Origin of the sequence: Pseudomonas sp. 8 R 14, assembly GCF_900005955.1 — a bacterium.
GTDB classification, from domain to species: Bacteria; Pseudomonadota; Gammaproteobacteria; order Pseudomonadales; family Pseudomonadaceae; genus Aquipseudomonas; species Aquipseudomonas marginalis.
The window spans coordinates 56,555-76,433 of sequence record NZ_CVTH01000038.1 but is presented as its reverse complement, the minus strand read 5'-3'; the positions used below and the strand labels follow the sequence as shown (position 1 = coordinate 76,433).

Genomic DNA, 19,879 nt, shown 5'->3' with positions numbered 1-19,879 from the left:
GGGCGCTGCTATTTTTTCAGGTCTTCAGCACCCTGCAACGGTTCATCACCCAGCAGCAAGTCCTTGTCGTGGCTGACTTCTTCTTCCTCGAACAGGCGCCAGGTCCTGTCGCCTTCCACGCCCAGCAATTCCACGAAGCGGCGGCCTTCGACCTTGTCGGTGACCTGGCCGATGTAGCGGCCCGGTTCGCTGTCGCTGCGGGTCAGGTTGATCTTGCGATCCTTCTCCGGCTGGGTCGGGGAGATCAGGTTCAGTTCCAGGGTGTTCGGGTTGCTGTAGCCGGTAAGTTGCAGCTCGACTTCGCCGGTCAGCTCATCCAGGTGCAGCTTGGCGCGCAGTTGCAGGGTCTGGGCCAACCGTTCGCGGTCCAGGGAGCGGTTGATGCCTTTGCCGGCCTCGTAGTAGTTGTCGTTGACCAGGTTGTCCGGGTTGTTCACCGCGATGGTCACCATGGACAAGGTCAAGGTCACCGAGCAGGCCAGGATCCCAATGATGATCCAGGGCCAGAGGTGCTTGTACCAGGGGCTTGCGGCAGTGGCTACGGGCATTGTTCAGTTCTCTCGTTATCGAACTTGTGGGCCGATGAATCGGCTCTTGGCTTCAACGTGGGCGCTGGCGTCATCGGCATCGGTGAGGATGAATTTCACCTCGTTGGTACTTGACGGCAGTTGCTCCGGTGCACTCGACAGCTCCACCGGCATGCTGACGATATCGCCCGCCGCCACTCTGATTTCACGTCGGCCTTGCAGCTTGAGGTCCGGCAGGCCGGCGGCGTCGAGCACGTAGGTGTGATCGCGCTGGTCCTTGTTCATGATCTTCAGGCTGTAGACGTTTTCGATGCGCCCTTCGGCGTTTTCGCGGTACAGCACGCGGTCCTTGCTCACGTCGAAGCCCACCAGCGAACGCATGAAGAACGCCCCGGCCAACAGGCTGATCATCGCCAGCAACACCAGGGCATAACCGATCAGGCGTGGGCGCAACTTGTGGGTTTTCTGCCCCGACAGGTTGTGCTCGGTGGTGTAGCTGATCAGGCCGCGCGGGTATTCCATCTTGTCCATGATGGTGTCGCAGGCGTCGATACAGGCGGCGCAACCGATGCACTCGATTTGCAGGCCGTCGCGGATGTCGATACCGGTGGGGCATACCTGGACGCACATCGTACAGTCGATGCAGTCACCCAGGCCCTGGGCCTTGTAGTCGGTGCCTTTTTTACGCGGGCCACGCACTTCGCCACGGCGTGGATCGTAGGAAACGATCAGGGTGTCCTTGTCGAACATCACGCTCTGGAAGCGCGCATACGGGCACATGTAGATGCACACCTGCTCGCGCAGCCAGCCGGCGTTGCCGTAGGTGGCGAGGGTGAAGAAGCCGACCCAGAAATACGACCAGCCGTCGGCCTGGCCGGTGAAGAAGTCGAACACCAGCTCGCGGATCGGCGAGAAGTAGCCGACAAAGGTCATGCCGGTGACAAAACCGATCAACAGCCACAGCGTGTGCTTGCTGAATTTGCGCAGGAATTTGTTGGCCCCCATGGGCGCCTTGTCCAGCTTGATGCGCTGGTTGCGGTCGCCTTCGGTGACCTTTTCGCACCACATGAAGATCCATGTCCACACGCTTTGCGGGCAGGTATACCCGCACCACACGCGGCCGGCGTACACCGTGATGAAGAACAGGCCAAACGCCGCGACGATCAGGATGCCCGACAGCAGGATGAAGTCCTGGGGCCAGAAGGTCGCGCCGAAAATAAAGAACTTACGTTCCGGCAGGTTCCACCACACCGCCTGGTGGCCACCCCAATTCAGCCACACCGTGCCGAAGTAGAGCAGGAACAGGCCGGCACCGCCGAGCATGCGCAGGTTGCGGAACAGGCCAGTGAAGGCGCGGGTGTAGATTTTTTCGCGCGAGGCGTACAGGTCGACAGTCTTGGTGTCAGCACTGCTGGCGTTTTTGGCAGGCGGGGTAACGTCATGTACCGGTATCTGGTTGCTCATCATTGCATCCCACGGCGGTGGAGATTTGCCTCGGCCAGTACGTGCCAACCGGGGTCAAATTAAGGGTCTTGCAGTGGCGTAATGATACGCCCCCGATGGTGCTCAAAGGGTGCGACCTTTGGTCGCGTTGGGGGAAATCAATTGATGGTGTACGTGACCTGGATCAATTGACTTGGGAAGTATGGACGGTTTTCGTGGGGGAGGCGGTCATTCGTCCCAAGGATTGATCAGTGGAACGCCACTGGATTTGAAGTCGCTGACGTTGCGCGTGACAACCGTGAGCCCATGCACCAGCGCGGTCGCGGCAATCAATGCGTCACTTTCATTGGCGCGGTCCGGCACATGCAAGTGTGCGCAACGCAACGCGACTGCCGCATCGACGGGCAGGATTCTGGCATCAAAGGCCGGCATCACATGACGCTTGAGCCAGGTTCGCAACACTTTCCCCTGAGCCGGGTCGCGCCGCTCAATGCGCAAGACCCCGGTTTCCAATTCTTTCAGGGTGATTGCCGAAATAAACATACGCGGTGCGCTGACACTTTTGGCCCAGGCGACCACGTTCGCATCAGCCTGGGGTTTACGCAGTTCAGAGATTACGTTGGTGTCGAGTAGATACATCAAGAGAGGTCCACGGGTCGATGAGTGACCACGGCACGTTCGGTTTCAAAGTCGATATCGGCCGCTTCCGGCATCACCAGCAGGTCAACGATGTTGGCATTGAGACCTGTCAGCTTCTGGTAGTCCTCAATGCTTAGCAGTACATGGGCAGGCTTGCCGCGATCGGTGATAAAAACCGGGCCTTGGCGAGCGGCTTTTTTGGCACCGCTTGTGTCTTGATTGAATTCGCGACTGGAAATGGTGGTGAAAGTCATGGTGCGCCTCCCCTGGAGCGGGTTGAATGTAGTTACGTTACTACTTGGCCTTGGCGAGCCACAAGCTTAAAGCTACAAGCGGTCAACGTGCTTTTCCCATGGGGGTGTCGATGCGATCTATAAAAAAGCCCCGCCTGATCACTCAGGCGGGGCTTTTGTGTGTCGGTGAGCTTTACTGCTCGTCAGCCTTCTTATCCCCATGGGACAAGCTGTAGACATACGCCGCGAGCAAGTGCACCTTGTCGTTGCCTTGCAGTTGCTCCTGCGCAGGCATCTGGCCCTGGCGGCCCCAACGGATGGTCTGCTGCAGTTGGGCGAAGCTCGAACCGTAGATGAATGCACCCGGGTGGGTCAGGTCCGGCGCGCCCATGGCGGGGGTGCCCTTGCCGGCCGGGCCGTGGCAGGCCACGCAGTTGGCGGCGAAGAGTTTCTCGCCGTTGGCCACATCGGCTTTCACGCCTTCCGGCAGCTTGCGGCCGTCGAGGTTGGTGACGACGAACGCGGCAACGTCGCTGATGCCTTGCTCCTTGAGGATGTCCAGCCAGGCCGGCATGACGGCATGACGGCCCTTCATGATGGTTTCCTTGATGGTGGCCGGTTCGCCACCCCAGCGCCAATCGGCGTCGGTCAGGTTGGGGAAGCCATAGGCGCCCTTGGCGTCGGAGCCGTGGCATACCGAGCAGTTGGAGGCGAACAGGCGACCGCCCATCTTCAAGGCTTGCGGGTCCTTGGCGACATCTTCAATCGGCATCGACGCGAATTTGGCGAAGATCGGCCCGAACTTGGCATCCGACCTGGCCATTTCCTTTTCCCATTCGTGCACGCCGGTCCAGCCGGTCTGGCCGTTGGCGAACGGGGTTTGCTTGTCGTTGTCGAGGTAGTTGTAGCCCGGCAGCAGGCCTTTCCAATTGCCCAGGCCGGGGTAGAGCACCAGGTAGCCAAGGGCGAAGATGATGGTGCCGACGAACAGCATGAACCACCACTTGGGCAGCGGGTTGTCATACTCCTCGATGCCGTCGAACGAGTGGCCGACGGTCTCGTCGGTCTGCTCGGCGCGCTGGCCCTTGCGGGTCGACAGCAACAGCCAGGTCAAGGCGAAGATGGTACCCAGGCTGAGGACTGTGACGTACAGACTCCAGAACGTAGTCATTCTTTGTTACTCCTAGAAGCTTGCTCGACGTGCTTGATGGCTTCGGGATCATCCGCAAAGGGCAACATGGTCGCGTCGTCAAACTCCGACTTGCGCCGGGGACTGAACACCCACAGCGCCAGGCCGATAAAGGCCACCATCACCACAACGGTGCCCAGGCCTCGAATCATCCCGATATCCATGAAGAATCACCGTTTGCTTTTGATGATGGTGCCCAGGCCTTGCAGGTAGGCCACCAATGCGTCCATTTCGGTCTTGCCCTTCACGGCTGCGGCTGCACCGGCGATGTCTTCGTCGGTGTAGGGCACGCCCAGGGTGCGCAGGACTTCCATCTTCTTCGCGGTGTCCTTGCCGTCGAGCTTGTTTTCCACGAGGAACGGATACGCCGGCATTTTCGACTCAGGCACCACGTTGCGCGGGTTGTACAAGTGCGCACGTTGCCAGTCATCGGAGTAACGCCCGCCGACACGGGCCAGGTCCGGGCCGGTGCGCTTGGAACCCCACAGGAACGGGTGGTCCCACACGCTTTCACCGGCCACCGAGTAGTGGCCGTAGCGTTCGGTTTCGGCGCGGAACGGGCGAATCATCTGCGAGTGGCAGCCGACACAGCCGTTGGCGATGTAGACGTCGCGGCCTTCCAGTTCAAGGGCGGTGCGCGGCTTCATGCCTTCGACCGGCTTGTTGGTCACGTCCTGGAAAAACAGCGGAACGATCTGGGTCAGGCCACCGATGCTCACGGCGATGACCATGAAGAAGGCCAGCAGGCCGATATTCTTCTCGACGACTTCATGCTTCATCAGTGGGCTCCCACAACGGCGATCTTGGCGGCGGCTTCGGCTTCTGCCGGGTCCGAGGCACGCACGGTGCGCCAGACGTTGTAGGCCATTAACAGCATGCCGCTGGCAAAGAACGCACCCCCGAGGGCGCGGACGATGAAACCAGGGTGGCTGGCTTGCAGCGCTTCGACGAAGGAGTAGGTGAGGGTGCCGTCATCGTTGATCGCACGCCACATCAGGCCCTGGGTGATGCCGTTGACCCACATCGAGGCGATGTAGAGCACGGTGCCGATGGTGGCCAGCCAGAAGTGCGCGTTGATCAGCCCGACGCTGTGCATCTGCACACGGCCGAACAGTTTGGGGATCATGTGGTACAGGGCGCCGATGGAGATCATCGCTACCCAGCCGAGGGCACCGGCGTGTACGTGGCCGATGGTCCAGTCGGTGTAGTGGGAGAGCGAGTTGACGGTCTTGATCGCCATCATCGGCCCTTCGAAAGTCGACATGCCGTAGAACGCCAGGGACACCACCAAAAAGCGCAGGATCGGGTCGGTGCGCAGCTTATGCCAGGCGCCCGACAGGGTCATCATGCCGTTGATCATGCCGCCCCAGCTCGGGGCCAGCAGGATGATCGACATCGCCATGCCCAGGGACTGGGCCCAGTCCGGCAATGCGGTGTAGTGCAGGTGGTGCGGGCCGGCCCAGATGTACAGGGTGATCAGCGCCCAGAAGTGCACGATGGACAGGCGATACGAGTAAATAGGCCGTTCGGCCTGTTTCGGCACGAAGTAGTACATCATCCCCAGGAAACCGGTGGTGAGGAAGAAACCCACGGCGTTGTGGCCGTACCACCACTGGATCATCGCATCCGTCGCCCCGGCGTAGGCCGAGTAGGACTTGAACAGGCTGACCGGCAACGAGGCGTGGTTGACGATATGCAGCATCGCCGTCACCAGGATGAAGGCCCCGTAGAACCAGTTGCCCACATAGATGTGCTTGGTCTTGCGCTTGACGATGGTGCCGAAGAACACCACTGCGTAGGTCACCCAGACGATGGCCAGCAGAATCGCGATCGGCCATTCCAGCTCGGCGTATTCCTTGGTGGTGGTGTAGCCCAGCGGCAGGGTGACGATGGCGCCGACGATCACCGCTTGCCAACCCCAGAAGGTGAAGGCCGCGAGGCTGTCGGAGATGAGTCGCGTCTGGCAGGTTCGCTGCACGACATAGTAGGAGGTGGCAAACAATGCACATCCGCCGAAGGCGAAAATCACCAGGTTGGTGTGCAGCGGGCGCAGGCGGCCGAAGGTTGTCCATGGCAGACCGAAATTCAATTCCGGCCACACCAGTTGCGAGGCGATGAACACCCCGAGCCCCATGCCAAGGATCCCCCAGACCACCGTCATGATGGCGAACTGGCGGACTACCTTATAGTTATAAGCAGTCGGACTGATTGCTGTGCTCATTCTAAGGTTCCACGGTTTAGGTTTTTTTATAGGTAAAATTCGGCCGCAAGTATGTAGAAAGCAAGGGGCCATTGCAACGCAAGGCTGACCTGTGTCAATGCGTTCCACGCCAGATTCTGCGCCCTTTCCATGTTTGGCGTAAGGATAAAATCCGAAATCGAAAGCTGATCGAGTGGACAGGAAATTTCGGGGGTCGCAACGACTGTCGTCGCGTACGCCAGGATCGGTCCGCTGTGCAAGCAAGCGTAGACCCGAATGGCAGGAGGGGAAAGGTGTGCTTTGGAAGGGTGCGACACTTGGTCGCGTAGCGCGGTAGAGCTGCCGCCCCAGATTGGGGCGGCAGTCAGGTGTTACTGGGCTTGGCTTTCTGGCGTTGCGCCATCAGCGTTATGGGACAGGCTGTAAACGTAGGCGGCGAGCAGGTGCACTTTGTCATTGCCCTGCAGCACTTCCTGCGCTGGCATCTGGCCTTGGCGGCCGTGGCGAATCGTCTGCTGCAACTGCGCAAGGCTGGTGCCGTAGATGTAACCGGCGGGCAGGGTCAGGTTCGGCGCGCCCATGGCTTCCATGCCGTGGCCTTGCGGACCGTGGCAGGCCACGCAGGTGGTGTTGAACGCGGCCTGGCCAGCGGCCAGGTCGGCGGTGCTGTCCGCCGGCAATGGCAGCTTGGCCAGGTCGTGGCGCACATAGGCGGCGACGTTTTTTACGCCGTCGTCGCCGAGCATGTCACCCCAGGCCGGCATCGCCGCGTGGCGACCGTTCATGATGGTGGTCTTGATCGCTTCGGCCGAACCGCCCCAACGCCAGATGTTGTCAGCCAGGTTGGGAAAGCCGAATGCGCCCTTGGCATCCGAGCCGTGGCACACCGCGCAGTTGGAGGCGAACAGGCGACCGCCCATTTTCAGCGCCTGCGGGTCTTTGGCGACTTGTTCCACGGGCATGGCCGAGAATTTGGCGAAGATCGGTCCGAACTTGGTGTCGGCCTTGGCCATCTCCTTGTCCCACTCCTTGGCCGAGGTCCAACCATCTTCATAGCCCGGCAACACGCCTTTCCAGTTGCCCAGGCCCGGGTAGAGAATCAGGTAGCCGACCGCAAACACCAGGGTGCCGGCGAACAGCATGAACCACCACTGGGGCAGGGGGTTGTCGTATTCCTCGATGCCGTCGAAGGCATGGCCCATGGTCTGGTCGACGCTGCCCTTGGTCTCGCCCTTGCGGGTGGCGAACAACAGCCAGGTCAGGCCGATCAGGCTGCCAATGGTCAGTACGCAGATCCATGTACTCCAGAAGGTAGTCATGGCCGGTTGCTCCTTGTTGCAGGCTCTTGGTGAGCGTCGGATGGCGAAGGTTCATCGGCGAAGGGCAGCAGGCGCGCTTCCTCGAATTCCGAATTGCGCCGGTTGTTGAATACCCACAGCGACAGGCCGATAAAGGCGATGGCGACCACCAGCGTGCCGAGGCCGCGGATGGTGCCCGCATCGAATTCAAATCCCATGGCTCACCTCTTGCTCTTGATGGCAGTGCCGAGTACTTGCAGGTACGAAACCAGCGCGTCCATTTCGGTCTTGCCCTTGAGGCTGGCCACGGCGCCACTGATGTCGTCGTCGGTGTACGGCACGCCGAGGGTGCGCATTACTTTCAACTTGGTCTCGGTGTGGCTGCTGTCGACCGCAGCCGTGACCAACCACGGGTAGGCCGGCATCTTCGACTCAGGCACGACGTTGCGAGGGTTGTACAAGTGCGCGCGGTGCCAGTCGTCCGAGTAGCGTGCGCCGACGCGGGCCAGGTCTGGCCCGGTACGCTTGGAGCCCCATAGGAACGGGTGGTCCCACACGCTTTCACCGGCCACCGAGTAGTGGCCGTAGCGCTCGGTCTCGGCGCGGAACGGGCGGATCATCTGCGAGTGGCACTGTACGCAGCCTTCGCGGATGTAGATGTCGCGGCCTTCCAGTTGCAGCGCGGTGTAGGGCTTCATGCCTTCCACCGGCTTGTTGGTCACGTCCTGGAAGAACAGCGGGACGATCTGGGTCAGGCCGCCGATGCTCACGGCGAGCACCATGAGCAGCATCAGCAGGCCGACGTTCTTTTCAATCGTTTCGTGTTTCATCACTGACTCCTCAGGCCATCTGCGCGGCAGGGGCGGCTTCGACAGGTTGTGCCGAGCGCACGGTGCGCCATGTGTTGTAAGCCATCAGGAACATGCCGCTGAGGAATACCGCACCGCCCACCAGCCGCACGATGAAGCCTGGGTGGCTGGCCACCAGGGTTTCGACGAAGGAGTAGGTCAAGGTGCCGTCTTCGTTGATCGCACGCCACATCAGGCCCTGGGCGATGCCGTTGACCCACATCGAGGCGATGTAGAGCACGGTGCCGATGGTGGCCAGCCAGAAGTGCGCGTTGATCAGGCCGAGGCTGTACATCTGCTCGCGACCGAAGACTTTCGGGATCATGTGGTACAGGGCGCCGATGGAGATCATCGCTACCCAGCCGAGGGCGCCGGCGTGTACGTGGCCGATGGTCCAGTCGGTGTAGTGGGACAGCGAGTTGACGGTCTTGATCGCCATCATCGGCCCTTCGAAGGTCGACATGCCGTAGAACGCCAGGGACACCACCAAAAAGCGCAGGATCGGGTCGCTGCGCAACTTATGCCAGGCGCCCGACAGGGTCATCATACCGTTGATCATGCCGCCCCAGCTCGGCGCCAGCAGTACCAGCGACATCACCATGCCCAGGGACTGTGCCCAGTCCGGCAGCGCGGTGTAGTGCAGGTGGTGAGGACCGGCCCAGATGTACAAGGTGATCAGCGCCCAGAAGTGCACGATGGACAGGCGATAGGAATACACCGGGCGCTCGGCCTGTTTCGGCACGAAGTAGTACATCATCCCGAGGAAACCGGCGGTGAGGAAAAAGCCTACCGCGTTATGCCCGTACCACCACTGCACCATGGCATCCGTCGCACCGCCATACAGCGAGTAGGACTTGGTCAGGCTGACCGGGATTTCCAGGTTGTTGACGATATGCAGGATCGCCACGGTGATGATGAACGCGCCGAAGAACCAGTTACCGACGTAGATATGCTTGGTGTTGCGCTTCATCACCGTGCCGAAGAACACGATGGCGTAGGCCACCCAGACAATGGTGATCAGGATGTCGATCGGCCATTCCAGTTCGGCGTATTCCTTGGAGCTGGTGTAGCCCAGCGGCAAGCTGATCGCGGCCAGGAGGATGACAAGTTGCCAGCCCCAGAAGCAGAACGCGGCGATTTTCGGCGCGAACAGCTGGGTTTGGCAGGTACGCTGCACCGAGTAGAAGGAGCTGGCGAACAGCGCACAGCCACCGAACGCGAAGATCACCGCATTGGTATGCAGTGGGCGCAGGCGGCCGAAGCTGGTCCAGGGCAAGTCGAAGTTGAGCGCGGGCCAAACCAATTGGGCGGCGAGAAAAACCCCGAGCCCCATGCCGACGATGCCCCACACCACCGTCATAATGGCGAATTGGCGGACCACCTTGTAGTTATAGGCGGTACTTAAAGTAGTGTTCATGGTTCCCCATCCACGGTTCAACCCAAGCAGATGCGGCACTTGGGCTGGAGTTATAGGCAGACTGAATAGCGAGGCAAGCATGGGCAAAGAGCACAAGGCCAGTATTGACGGGGATCAATGGGCGCAGTGTGTGCGGGAACATGGCTGGCTGTGGGATGTCGCGTCGGGCGTAGCTTCCGGTGATTGCGTGACGTTGGTCCTGGCCCATGGCGCCGGCGCACCGATGGACTCATCCTTCATGAACGACATGGCTGCACGCCTTGCCGGACATGGCGTCAACGTGTTGCGCTTCGAGTTTCCCTACATGGCCCAGCGCCGACTGGACGGCGGCAAACGCCCGCCCAACCCGGCGCCAAGACTGCTGGAAGCCTGGCGCGGGGTGTATGCCGAGGTGCGACGTCATGTCGCTGGGAAACTGGTCATTGGCGGCAAGTCGATGGGCGGGCGGATGGCCAGTCTTTTGGCTGATGAATTGGCCGCCGATGGGCTGGTGTGCCTGGGTTATCCGTTTTATGCGGTGGGCAAGCCGGAGAAACCACGTGTAGCGCATTTGGCCGGACTGAAGACGCCGACGTTGATTGTGCAGGGCGAGCGCGATGCACTGGGCAATCGGGCGGCGGTGGAAGGGTATGACTTGTCGCCGAGCATCGAAGTGATGTGGCTGGTGGCGGGGGATCATGATTTGAAGCCGTTGAAGGCTTCGGGGTTTGCGCATGAGCAGCATTTGGAGGCTGCGGCCGTGCAGGTGGCTGAGTTTCTCAGCGCCTGTTAGGGCCAATCGGGAGCAAGCCCCCTCCCACATTCGACCGCATTCCAAGGGATGTACGCGGTTAACTGTGGGAGGGGGCTTGCTCCCGATATCGGTCTACCGGTTGAAACGCTCGACCAACGAATACTGGGTATTCGCCGTATGCGTCAGCTCTTCACTCAACTGCGCCGAGTTCAACGCCTGCTCCGAGGTCTGATCTGCCAACAGCGCAATGGTGCTGATATTGCGGCTGATCTCTTCGGCCACCGAGCTTTGCTCTTCGGTGGCGGCCGCGATCTGGGTGGTCATGTCGGTGATATGCGCCACCGCTTCACTGATGCCCACCAATGCCTGGTCCGCCTCCATTACCCGCGCCACGCCCTCTTCGGCCTGGCGATGCCCGGTGTCCATGGTTTGCACGGCAGCGGCAGCAGTTTGCTGCAGCTTGGCGATCAGAGCATGGATCTGCCCGGTCGACTCAGCCGTGCGCTGCGCCAGTTGGCGCACTTCATCGGCGACCACCGCAAACCCACGGCCCATCTCACCGGCTCGCGCCGCTTCAATGGCGGCGTTGAGCGCCAGCAGGTTGGTCTGGTCGGCAATGCCTTTGATCACGTCGACTACGCCGCCGATCTCGTCGCTGTCCTTGGCCAGTTGGGTGACGGTCACGCCGGTCTCGCCCACGGCCACCGACAGACGCTGAATCGCCTCGCGGGTTTCCCCGGCAATATCGCGACCGCGACCGGTCAGGCGATTGGCTTCCTGGGTCGCATCGGCCGTGCGCTGCACATGGCTGGCCACTTCCTGGGTGGTCGCCGCCATCTGGTTGACCGCCGTGGCCACCTGCTCGGTTTCCACGCGCTGGCGTTCCAGGCCGCTGGAGCTGTTATGCGCCAGGGTATTGGACTGCGCCGCCTGGTCGTTGAGGTGCTCGGCAGTGTCCTGCAAGCGCGTCAGGCAGGTCTTCAGGCGTGCCTCCTGGCTGAGAATGGACATCTCCAGGCGCGCCTGGGCACCACGGCTGTCGGTGTACATCTGCGCGATCAACGGGTCGGAGGTGGTCTGCTCGGCCAGGCGCAGCAGGCGCTTGAGGCCGCGCTGTTGCCAGCTCAGGCCCAGCAGCCCCAATGGCACCGACAAACCCGCCGCCAGGGCAAAGCCCCAGTGGGAGTTGAGCGACGCACCGATCATGAAGCTCAACTGGCTGATCAGGATAAACGGCAGCCAGTCCTGCAACACCGGCAGCCACTTGTCCCGCTGTGGGACGGCCGACTTGCCCTGGTTGATGCGCTGGTAGAGCGCTTCGGCACGGCGGATCTGCTCGGCGGTGGGCTTGATGCGCACCGATTCGTAGCCGACCACCTGGTTGCCTTCGAAGACCGGCGTCACATAGGCGTTGACCCAGTAGTGATCGCCCGTCCTGCAGCGGTTCTTAACGATGCCCATCCATGGCAAGCCTTGTTTGAGCGTGGTCCACATATGCCCGAACACGGCCGCTGGCACGTCCGGGTGACGCACCAGGTTGTGCGGGGCACGCACCAGTTCGTCGCGAGAGAACCCACTGATTTCGACAAACGCGTCGTTGCAGTAGGTGATCACGCCTTTGGCATCTGTGGTGGAGATCAACCGTTGCTGAGCGGGGAAGGTACGTTCGCGCTGGGTAACGGGCTGGTTATTACGCATGATTGTTCAATCCGCAAGGCTTTCATTGGGTATCGGCGGTAACGGGGGTTTATTTAACTTATTTTTGCAACAATCGGCTTGGCAGTTTCCAGGGTCACGGTTCTTCGGGTGTTGTGATATCGAGAATGTCCAGAGCCATGCGTTGCTGGATCCTGCTGCGGGAATACTCCCGTAGAAATGCCGCTCGGTCGGTGCTACCCAGATCAAGACGGGCGAGTGCGGCAACGGCTGCGTCCGGGTTTGCGGGGGCAAACACGCAAGCATTGGGAATATGGTTAAGAGTGAACGCTTTTGAATAGCCTTCCAGCCCCGCCAGGATTGGCTTTCCAGTGGCTGCATATTCAAACAGCTTGGAAGGAATAACCTTCAAGAATGCGTTAAAGCTATTAAGGTGCAAAAAAAGCACATCCGCTTGCTGATAGTAGTGAATCAGTCTATGGCGAGGCATGGGAGGAATAAGCTCGACATTCCTTACGTTTCTTTTGATCAGCGCCTCGCTCAGTTTTTTCATCGTGCTGCCATCGCCAATGACGTAGAAACAGGCCCTGTCTGCCAGCCGTTCGGCCAGGGGGGGCAGGATTTTTTCCAGGCCTTGGCCGGCGCCGACATTGCCAGCGTAGACGATCTTCAGCGGGCGTGTCGGTTCGTCAGGCGGTTCGGTATGGAAGGGGGTTTCAAGAAACAGATCATCCACACCGTTGGTGTAGGTTGAGAAGGTCTTGTGTGGATAACGGGGCGCGAAGTAACTCAGGAAACCGGGGGATACCAGGTTGACCCGCGTCGCATACCCAAGGGTGATTTTTTCCAGGCGGGAAAACACCCGTGCCAGGAGCTTGCCGACAATACCGGGGAAAAGCTCGGGCAGGACGTCGACAAAGATATCGCGAATATCCAGATAGAGAGGCGCGTGTTTTTTGCGCGCGATGGCGGCGCCCAGTGCGGCCGTCATCAGCCGCGAAGAGGTGGCCACGATCACGTCATACGGCTTACCCTTCACGGCCTGAAGGACGCCGCAGGCATAGTGGGCAAACCCCCAGGCCTGGCCCCATGCGCTGAATCTGTGCGTGGGGAGGCCGATGCGGGTGACGGACAGCTTCGGCTGATGCGCGGTGTGGGCAGGGGCAGCCTCATAGGACGGGTAGCGGTTTGGCTGGGTGGTCAGCACGTCGATCTCTATCTCACCGTTACCGTGGGTGAGCAAGGCTTCGACCAACGCCTCGACGCGAAATGCCGACAGATCGGGCGGAAAGTAATAGCTCAATATGAGAATGCGCTTGGTCATGCGCGCACCTCGGTTTTACGCCGCAGTACACGCTCGTACAGCGCCACCAGCGTGCTTTCCTGCCGCTCCCAATTTAAATGCAAGGCGGCATTTTTCGCGTTTTGCGCCAGTGCCTGACGCAATAACGGCTCATCGATCAGGCGCTGCAGTGCGGTGCGCAGTGATTGCTCCGAGCCTGCCGGTACCAAAAGTCCTACGGAGTAGGCCCGGACAATCTTGCGAATCTCCGGAAAGTCCGTGGCCACCACGGGCAGCCCGGCGATGACATATTCAAATAATTTGTTCGAGTCGGTGGTGAAGTGGTTCAGGCAGGTATTTTCGATCGGCTGCACACCGATATCGGCTGATGCGGTGTAGCTGGGCAAATCCGCCAGTGCAACGGTCGGGATAAAGTGCACTCGGTCTGTCAGGCCAAGTTCCGTGCGCAATGCCATCAAGGCAGGGGTAAGCCTGCCGCTCCCGATCAATACAAGGTAAGCGCCTTGCAACGACGCCGCCACGCGTAGCAAGCGTTCCAGCCCGCGCCCCTGTTGAAGGCCGCCCTGATAGACAACGATGGGCCAGGGGTGTTGCAAGCCCAACTCAAGACGAATCCTCTGGCCGGGCGAGGAGGCGCTCAGACAGGGGCGGTTTTGCAGTACCAGCGGGCGGGCGATTCCATAGGCCCTGGCAAAAAACCTGGCCCGGCTTTGCGTGGTGGTAATGATGCCTTCGGCCCTGGGCATCAAGGTTTTTTCGATACAACCTACCCAGCTGCGAAAGCGCGCATACCCCTCGCGGCTGGTGCTGATTTCGTGGGCGTCATACACCAGCCTGGCGCCGCTGAGCCGGGCCGCCAGCCAGGCGGTGGGCAGGGTATTGACGTCGTGGGCATGCACCACCGCAGCGCGATGCAGGGCGATGCGTAGCAGCAGCCCTGCATGTACCCAAAGCCGCGAAAGAATGCGTCGCAGGGGCATCGATTGTTCGGCTGCGAACGGGCCTGGCGATGGGTGCGATCCGGCGTTGGCCGCACGCCAGCGCACGCTGCGCGCTACGCGTACCACACGGATGCCTTCGGCCAGCACCTCCTTGCGATGCGTCACGCCGGGCGCATGCAGGGCGAACACGGTGACTTGATAACCGGCTGCCTGGAGTGTCCGGGCTTGCTTCAATACGCGGGCGTCGTTGCGAAACTCATTCCAGACGATCATGGCGATGCGGGGCACGGGAGATTCCTGTTGATGTGGACGGGGTTCAGCGAGTCGGGTGGAGGGCGAGAAACATCCGATTGATGCTCGGGGCGTGGGTGTTCAGGTAAAGAATGTCCTGGGTCAGGACCTTCAGTCTGCTGAGGCTTTGACGTATCAGGATCAGCGCTATCAGCGCGATGTACAGGTGGGGAGGCGTCAGGCAGAGAAAGTCGACAATGATGAAGGCGAATGCCGCCAGAAAGCCCATTGAGTAAAACGCATCGGCCACCGTGAGTGGGTGACGGGAGAGTACCGCGTGCACACGTTGGCTACGGTTGTTCAAGCCAATCAGCACAGCTGCAGCGAGCACGGAATAAGTCAGGCCGATCGCCAGGAGGGACGGGTAGAGGTAGAGCAACACGCAGAAGACGATCAGGGTAAACATGGCGTCCGATAAACCCCGCGCAAACCTGGAAAATGTCCTGGCTGCCAGGGCCAATTGGGTTTTTAGCCGCGCAGGTTCGGCACCGCCGTCTATCAGGGCGCGTGCCCCCGCCCTTGAGTAACGGGAGGCCATGAACCCGGCGCCCAGGTAAAAAGCGTAAAGGATCACCGTCAACAGACCGAGCCCGATGATCAGGGCGGTTTGATCGAGGCCTTTCAACGGGGGTGGCAAATAGGCGGGGACCGTCTCTGAACCGAGCAGGATGACAATCTTGATCGGCAGGAAGTACGTCGTTATCAACAACACTTGTGCGCAGAAATGTGCGGCATGGGCCATCAACACCGCACGTGGAGCGATGCTCATGAGGTTCTGGCCCAGGCGTACGCACCAGAGAAGTGCCGACAGAATACGGTATTGCAATGCCTTAACGTCTCGGCTCACCGTGGGGTTCCCGTATCAGGCTTAGTTCGGACGCGGTGATCAAATGCATAGCGCTTTGCGCAAGCACGCGTTGCCTGGCGTTGAATGATTTCGCCCTGAATATTTCCGGGTTGAAAAACAGTGTTTCTATTCCTTCGGCGAGCCCAGTGAAACTCTCGGGGGCCGATAGAAAGCCGCAGTCGTCGTCAACAAACTCAGGGATGGCCCCGACCCGATTAGTCAAAGGGACCAGGCCCGAAGCCATGGCTTCGTCACGCGATACCCCTTGTGTGTCCATGCGGCTGGGGCACAGAAACACGCCATAGTGTTTGTGCAGGTCGGCGATCTCGGATTGTTTCAAATAGCGTTTTTCGAGGGTGACGTTCGGGTACTGACGCAGCGGTGCGAGGGTTTCTTCAAACAAAGGTCCGTCACCGACCATCAGGAACTCAAGTTCGTTGAACCATGGCTTGGTCGCCAGCATTTGAATGGTTTTGACGCTCAGGTCGTTGGCGTAGGTGCGTGACACATAGGGGCGGATCGAGAGGATTTTCTTGCGCTGCTCAGGCGGTTTTTCCTGATAGGCAAACAGCCGCGTATTGATGGGGTTGTGGATCACTCGGTATTGACCCCTCGGCAACCTGAACCCCAGGTCTTCCATGACGTCTTCGGCAAACTGTCGGGAGACGAATACCAGTTGCAGATTGGGCGGCATGGGTTGCAAAAGGCTGAGCCAGAACCCCATGCGTCGTTCACTGTCGAGCTTGGCCAGTTGCAACAGCGTTTCGTCGCCATAGTTGTAAGCCCGGCGCCACCAGGGTTGGATCTCCGCGCCGTGTACCCAGGCAATCACCCGGAGGCGGGGCAAGTAGGGGCGCACTATTTCCCACATCTGCGGATCCAGGAAGTGCACCAGCAGTGTCGTGTACTGTCCGCTGTCCAGCATGCTTGCCAGGGCGCTGCCCGGGCCGGTCACCACGTCGACATTTTCAAATTCGTGATAACTGATCGACTCGTCGGGGCGCAGACGAAAGACATCTACCGGCAGGCCCTGTTCCTGATAGGCCATGACACGGGTATGAATAAAGCCATTACGGTACAGGTCGTCATAGGCCGGGTAGTGGTTGGTCAGCAGCAGGTGCGCGGCCTTGGCGAGGAGGTGGAAGGGTTGGATTTCCCGGTGTCCTTGAACCAGTGCCTTGATCGTCGTGCTGCCGCTGCCGTGGGCCCGCAGGCCCAGGCGCAGGTACGCTGTCTCGGGCGGTATATCCCAGGCCTGATTGCGATTGGCCTGCTGCATGACATGGCTGATCCGTTGTTTCTGCGCATCCAGATACAGCACGACCAGTTGCAGGTTCAGGCCCGGCGTGGCATCGAGCAGCAATCTCAAGGTGTCGTCGGCCTGTTTCAGCTGGGCAACGTTCAACTCGTGCCTGGCGTAGTGATATTCATGTTTTCCGTCCGCGAGGGAGGAGTCGATATGCCAGGTGCCGCCTTCGACCTGCGCGCGCAGATACTTGCTGCGCAGCGGGCCGAACAGTTCTGACAGGTCCCGGCCGTTGCTCAGCGGGCCAGTAGTATCTGCACTCAATGGCGGGATCGTTTCACTGCTGCGCTGGAGATGCTGGAGGCTGATTCCGCTGTTCAGCTCGAGGTCATCCACCACCGCAACGACGTGCTGTCGATCAGTGCCCGCGGCGTTTTCGCAGTAGTTGAACGCATCGATCGCGAGGGATCGAGGGTGGGTGTAGGTGAGCGCCGGGAGGCTTTCCAGCCAGGCTCGGGCGGGCTGTTGTGCCAGCACTTCTGTCTTGATCAAGGCCCGACGTGCCGCTATCCCGGTGGCACAGCGGTATTCCTGGCCTGGGTTGATCAGGCGTATATCCCGTTCGTCCGCGGCATGGTGCGCCATCTTGCCGATCACCCGGGCCTTGCTGTAACGCGTTGCCAAGGCCAGGTCGAGCAAGTAGTGAGGGCCGTAGTAGTCCACGGCAAGCATGGCGCCGAACCAGTCGGCGCCGCCTGCCAGCTCGCCGAGGGTGAGCTTGTCCAGCTGTTTGCGCTCAATCAGTTGCAAGCGCGGGTCAACGGTGGCGGGCTGCCTTGCCGGCGCGTCGCTTACCGCGACATACAGCTTGACGCGGGGGTAGCGCTGACGCCGCAGATGCTCAATGAGGGCCTGCAATTGAGCCTCGTCGGCCGCGTCAGCGACCAGGCAAATCGTCGGCAGTGGCAGGTCATGCACGCGATGGGTCACCTTGCTCATCACATACATCAAACGGTGGGCATAGGTGTGTTCCAGCATCACCTTTCGCAGCCCTGCCAACCGCAGCCTGGCGTGTCCAGCGGGCGTGCCGAGGCGACGCAAGACCTCCTGGCCGTTGTCGCTGCAGATGACCAGGTCGCCCATCAGCACACGCAGGCCGCGAGAAAAATTGCTGACGGTCAGGGTGTTGGAACCCAGCAATTCAAAGGCACGACGGGCGAACATGGATTGCGACTGTTTGACCGAATTGAGATTGATCGCATACCGGTAGCCCTTGTAAGCCAGGTCTATCTGCGTCGCGTCAAGCGTACCGGCAATGTAGCCCCGATATCGGGCCGGAAACTGATAGTTGGCTTCTGGCTGGCCGAAGTTGCGATCGTAGATTTCCAGCGGACGAAAGCCCGGCAGGGCATTGACGAAGTGTTCCAGGTCCCGCGCCCGTTCGGGGTATCGGCAGTAGTAGGCACCGGCGAAACAGAACGCATCCTTGCGCTCATACAACTCGATCGGGTTGTGCATCGCCGGTTGGCAGGCAAAGGGCAGCAGGTAGACACGCTCATGCCCCAGCGCGCTTTTATAGCGATGAATACAGTCGATATCCGTGGTGAACACCAGGTCGAACTGTGTGGCGGTACCCAGGAACGTCTCGAAGTGCACCGGGTCTTCCTTGTTCCAGAACACCGTTGGCACCTTGTGTTCCCGGCACCACTGCAAGACCTGGCGCAGCTCTGTGCTGTTCTGGGCGATCTTGTTATGCCAGCGGCCATCCTGGCCGCGCCATGCGGATTCGATAAACAGCAGGTCGGGTTGGAACGATTGCAGTTCGGCCAGGCCCTGGTCCGGTGTCAGTTGCAACAGCTCGCATTCATACCGGTAGGCCTCATGGGTAAAGGTGTCCATCACACAGGCCATTCTGAAGGGCTTGGCCGTGTCGTGGGGGGCGAGCAACAGCTGGTTGCGCACATGCTCTGCATCCGCCAGCGGAGTGGGGGCCGGCGTGACAAGGAAAGCGGCGGTGCCAGGCAGCGCCGGTGGGATCGCATCATCGCCAGGGGGGGCCGTAGGTGCGTTGCCTTTGCGACGTGCGCGGGCTTGTTGATACAGCTTGAACAAGGCGCCAGGCAAAAGCAGGCATTCACGTAGCGAGCCCACCCCCACACGCAGTTGATACCCCAACTGATAGGTGGTGCTGGCCCGCGTCTTGATCAAGCGATTTTCCAGCAGGTGGCACCTGGCGTTTGTGCGCTGCAGATTGGCGGTCAGGACCTCTATTTGCGCTTGCTGCCGGGTATTGCACTCGGTTGAGTACGCCAGTTCGTTCTTGAGTTGCTGAATGCGCTCAGTCGCTTCACGGTATTTCTGATTGACCTGTTCCCGCTGTTGGCGACCGCCGGCTACCTGGCCTAGCAGGTTACGCTCGACGGACTCGAACGCCGCTTCCAGTTGACGTAGATGCTCGACACCCAGCGAACAGCCCTCGGGTTCTGTTTTGATGGCGACCATTCCCACCCACTTGCCCAGCATTTCGACCTGGATGACCTGCAGGTACGCACTCAACAGCCGAAAGGGTTCCAGCAGGTAGAACGTGTGCTTGTGGTCAAGGAAGTCATTCACCCCGAACGGCACGGTGATGATCAGCCGGCCACGCGGCTTGAGCATCGATGCGGCTTTTTCGACGAAGGTTGCCGGGTGGATGAGGTGCTCAAGCACTTCACTGATCACGATGCTGTCAGGTTCCAAGCCCTGGGTGTCCAGCGACATAAAGTCTGCATTCAAGTAGCGGACGTTGCGCTGCACGTGATCGGGTTCGGCCCTCAGGTAATCTTTGGCCTGCTCGAACGCCCTGGGGTCGTTATCCACGCCCGTGACCCTGTGGCCTTCACGGGCCAGCAACACGGGGATAATGCCCTGGGAGCAGCCTATGTCGAGTATTGTCCTGCCGGTGACCTGTGCGCAGATCCAATGGATCCGCGCACGGGTTTCCTGCATGAAGTGTTCGCCCAGCTTGCCGTAATAGGCTTCCATGACACGATCATGGGTATCGGCGAGTGGCGGTGGATTATTCATCG

Annotated in this window: 18 protein-coding genes; 1 reads left to right on the top strand and 17 read right to left on the bottom strand. The window is 60.3% G+C overall.

All coding sequences use genetic code 11. The features are described from left to right. Positions 1-8: 8 nt before the first annotated feature. The 12 genes from BFQ01_RS06990 to ccoN (BFQ01_RS06935) form a co-directional block, all read right to left on the bottom strand. Positions 9-548 carry a FixH family protein gene (locus tag BFQ01_RS06990; RefSeq protein ID WP_065924741.1) on the bottom strand — a complete coding sequence of 180 codons (540 nt, stop codon included), beginning with the start codon at positions 546-548 and terminating at the stop codon, positions 9-11. A gap of 15 nt (positions 549-563) precedes the next feature. Further along, positions 564-1,991 carry a cytochrome c oxidase accessory protein CcoG gene (gene ccoG, locus BFQ01_RS06985; protein ID WP_065924740.1) on the bottom strand — a complete coding sequence of 476 codons (1,428 nt, stop codon included), beginning with the start codon at positions 1,989-1,991 and terminating at the stop codon, positions 564-566. 207 nt (positions 1,992-2,198) lie between these two features. Further along, the gene (locus BFQ01_RS06980) at positions 2,199-2,609 is read right to left on the bottom strand and encodes a type II toxin-antitoxin system VapC family toxin (protein ID WP_065924739.1); all 411 of its coding nucleotides are present in this window, start codon (positions 2,607-2,609) and stop codon (positions 2,199-2,201) included. Then, positions 2,609-2,863 (bottom strand): type II toxin-antitoxin system Phd/YefM family antitoxin, encoded by a 255-nt coding sequence (locus BFQ01_RS06975; RefSeq protein WP_065924738.1) that lies wholly within the window; start codon positions 2,861-2,863, stop codon positions 2,609-2,611. The genes BFQ01_RS06980 and BFQ01_RS06975 overlap by 1 nt, the downstream gene beginning before the upstream one ends. A gap of 172 nt (positions 2,864-3,035) precedes the next feature. Then, positions 3,036-4,013, bottom strand: coding sequence for a cytochrome-c oxidase, cbb3-type subunit III (ccoP, locus tag BFQ01_RS06970; RefSeq protein WP_065924737.1), 978 nt, complete (start codon positions 4,011-4,013; stop codon positions 3,036-3,038). Beyond that, positions 4,010-4,195: a CcoQ/FixQ family Cbb3-type cytochrome c oxidase assembly chaperone gene (locus BFQ01_RS06965; RefSeq protein WP_003193169.1), complete on the bottom strand. Its 186-nt coding sequence runs from the start codon at positions 4,193-4,195 to the stop codon at positions 4,010-4,012. Before BFQ01_RS06965 ends, ccoP (BFQ01_RS06970) begins: the two co-directional genes overlap by 4 nt. 6 nt (positions 4,196-4,201) lie before the next feature. Continuing rightward, positions 4,202-4,810 (bottom strand): cytochrome-c oxidase, cbb3-type subunit II, encoded by a 609-nt coding sequence (ccoO, locus tag BFQ01_RS06960; RefSeq protein ID WP_003193167.1) that lies wholly within the window; start codon positions 4,808-4,810, stop codon positions 4,202-4,204. Beyond that, positions 4,810-6,252 carry a cytochrome-c oxidase, cbb3-type subunit I gene (gene ccoN, locus BFQ01_RS06955; RefSeq protein ID WP_027603733.1) on the bottom strand — a complete coding sequence of 481 codons (1,443 nt, stop codon included), beginning with the start codon at positions 6,250-6,252 and terminating at the stop codon, positions 4,810-4,812. The genes ccoO (BFQ01_RS06960) and ccoN (BFQ01_RS06955) overlap by 1 nt, the downstream gene beginning before the upstream one ends. 350 nt (positions 6,253-6,602) lie before the next feature. Continuing rightward, entirely contained in the window at positions 6,603-7,550 is a 948-nt protein-coding gene (gene ccoP / locus BFQ01_RS06950; RefSeq protein WP_065924736.1) for a cytochrome-c oxidase, cbb3-type subunit III, read from the bottom strand. Next, the gene (locus tag BFQ01_RS06945) at positions 7,547-7,747 is read right to left on the bottom strand and encodes a cbb3-type cytochrome oxidase subunit 3 (protein WP_065924735.1); all 201 of its coding nucleotides are present in this window, start codon (positions 7,745-7,747) and stop codon (positions 7,547-7,549) included. The genes ccoP (BFQ01_RS06950) and BFQ01_RS06945 overlap by 4 nt, the downstream gene beginning before the upstream one ends. Before the next feature lie 3 nt (positions 7,748-7,750). Next, positions 7,751-8,359 carry a cytochrome-c oxidase, cbb3-type subunit II gene (ccoO, locus tag BFQ01_RS06940; protein ID WP_017735321.1) on the bottom strand — a complete coding sequence of 203 codons (609 nt, stop codon included), beginning with the start codon at positions 8,357-8,359 and terminating at the stop codon, positions 7,751-7,753. A gap of 10 nt (positions 8,360-8,369) precedes the next feature. Continuing rightward, positions 8,370-9,794 (bottom strand): cytochrome-c oxidase, cbb3-type subunit I, encoded by a 1,425-nt coding sequence (ccoN, locus tag BFQ01_RS06935; RefSeq protein ID WP_065924734.1) that lies wholly within the window; start codon positions 9,792-9,794, stop codon positions 8,370-8,372. Between the two features lie 79 nt (positions 9,795-9,873). Between ccoN (BFQ01_RS06935) and BFQ01_RS06930 the strand changes: the two genes are divergently transcribed. Continuing rightward, the gene (locus tag BFQ01_RS06930; protein ID WP_065924733.1) at positions 9,874-10,566 is read left to right on the top strand and encodes an alpha/beta family hydrolase; all 693 of its coding nucleotides are present in this window, start codon (positions 9,874-9,876) and stop codon (positions 10,564-10,566) included. Between the two features lie 93 nt (positions 10,567-10,659). Here the strand turns inward: BFQ01_RS06930 and BFQ01_RS06925 are convergent, their stop codons facing one another. From BFQ01_RS06925 to BFQ01_RS06905, 5 genes are all read right to left on the bottom strand, one after another. Continuing rightward, positions 10,660-12,225 (bottom strand): methyl-accepting chemotaxis protein, encoded by a 1,566-nt coding sequence (locus BFQ01_RS06925; RefSeq protein ID WP_065924732.1) that lies wholly within the window; start codon positions 12,223-12,225, stop codon positions 10,660-10,662. A gap of 94 nt (positions 12,226-12,319) precedes the next feature. Further along, positions 12,320-13,507, bottom strand: a complete 1,188-nt coding sequence (locus BFQ01_RS06920) for a glycosyltransferase family 4 protein (protein WP_065924731.1) — start codon at positions 13,505-13,507, stop codon at positions 12,320-12,322. Next, positions 13,504-14,715 carry a glycosyltransferase gene (locus BFQ01_RS06915; protein ID WP_065924730.1) on the bottom strand — a complete coding sequence of 404 codons (1,212 nt, stop codon included), beginning with the start codon at positions 14,713-14,715 and terminating at the stop codon, positions 13,504-13,506. Before BFQ01_RS06915 ends, BFQ01_RS06920 begins: the two co-directional genes overlap by 4 nt. A gap of 28 nt (positions 14,716-14,743) precedes the next feature. Continuing rightward, positions 14,744-15,565, bottom strand: a complete 822-nt coding sequence (locus BFQ01_RS06910) for a hypothetical protein (protein ID WP_065924729.1) — start codon at positions 15,563-15,565, stop codon at positions 14,744-14,746. Next, positions 15,549-19,877: a methyltransferase domain-containing protein gene (locus tag BFQ01_RS06905; RefSeq protein WP_065924728.1), complete on the bottom strand. Its 4,329-nt coding sequence runs from the start codon at positions 19,875-19,877 to the stop codon at positions 15,549-15,551. Before BFQ01_RS06905 ends, BFQ01_RS06910 begins: the two co-directional genes overlap by 17 nt. Between the last annotated feature and the right edge of the window lie 2 nt (positions 19,878-19,879).

Bases quoted from the DNA above. Each gene is read 5' to 3' on its own strand.
- ccoO (WP_003193167.1), bottom strand. From the start codon at position 4,810: ATGAAGCATGAAGTCGTCGAGAAGAATATCGGCCTGCTGGCCTTCTTC.
- BFQ01_RS06920 (WP_065924731.1), bottom strand. From the start codon at position 13,507: ATGACCAAGCGCATTCTCATATTGAGCTATTACTTTCCGCCCGATCTG.
- ccoN (WP_027603733.1), bottom strand. From the start codon at position 6,252: ATGAGCACAGCAATCAGTCCGACTGCTTATAACTATAAGGTAGTCCGC.
- ccoN (WP_065924734.1), bottom strand. From the start codon at position 9,794: ATGAACACTACTTTAAGTACCGCCTATAACTACAAGGTGGTCCGCCAA.
- BFQ01_RS06905 (WP_065924728.1), bottom strand. From the start codon at position 19,877: ATGAATAATCCACCGCCACTCGCCGATACCCATGATCGTGTCATGGAA.
- ccoO (WP_017735321.1), bottom strand. From the start codon at position 8,359: ATGAAACACGAAACGATTGAAAAGAACGTCGGCCTGCTGATGCTGCTC.
- BFQ01_RS06980 (WP_065924739.1), bottom strand. From the start codon at position 2,609: ATGTATCTACTCGACACCAACGTAATCTCTGAACTGCGTAAACCCCAG.
- BFQ01_RS06925 (WP_065924732.1), bottom strand. From the start codon at position 12,225: ATGCGTAATAACCAGCCCGTTACCCAGCGCGAACGTACCTTCCCCGCT.
- BFQ01_RS06945 (WP_065924735.1), bottom strand. From the start codon at position 7,747: ATGGGATTTGAATTCGATGCGGGCACCATCCGCGGCCTCGGCACGCTG.
- ccoP (WP_065924736.1), bottom strand. From the start codon at position 7,550: ATGACTACCTTCTGGAGTACATGGATCTGCGTACTGACCATTGGCAGC.
- BFQ01_RS06930 (WP_065924733.1), top strand. From the start codon at position 9,874: ATGGGCAAAGAGCACAAGGCCAGTATTGACGGGGATCAATGGGCGCAG.
- ccoG (WP_065924740.1), bottom strand. From the start codon at position 1,991: ATGAGCAACCAGATACCGGTACATGACGTTACCCCGCCTGCCAAAAAC.
- BFQ01_RS06965 (WP_003193169.1), bottom strand. From the start codon at position 4,195: ATGGATATCGGGATGATTCGAGGCCTGGGCACCGTTGTGGTGATGGTG.
- BFQ01_RS06975 (WP_065924738.1), bottom strand. From the start codon at position 2,863: ATGACTTTCACCACCATTTCCAGTCGCGAATTCAATCAAGACACAAGC.
- ccoP (WP_065924737.1), bottom strand. From the start codon at position 4,013: ATGACTACGTTCTGGAGTCTGTACGTCACAGTCCTCAGCCTGGGTACC.
- BFQ01_RS06990 (WP_065924741.1), bottom strand. From the start codon at position 548: ATGCCCGTAGCCACTGCCGCAAGCCCCTGGTACAAGCACCTCTGGCCC.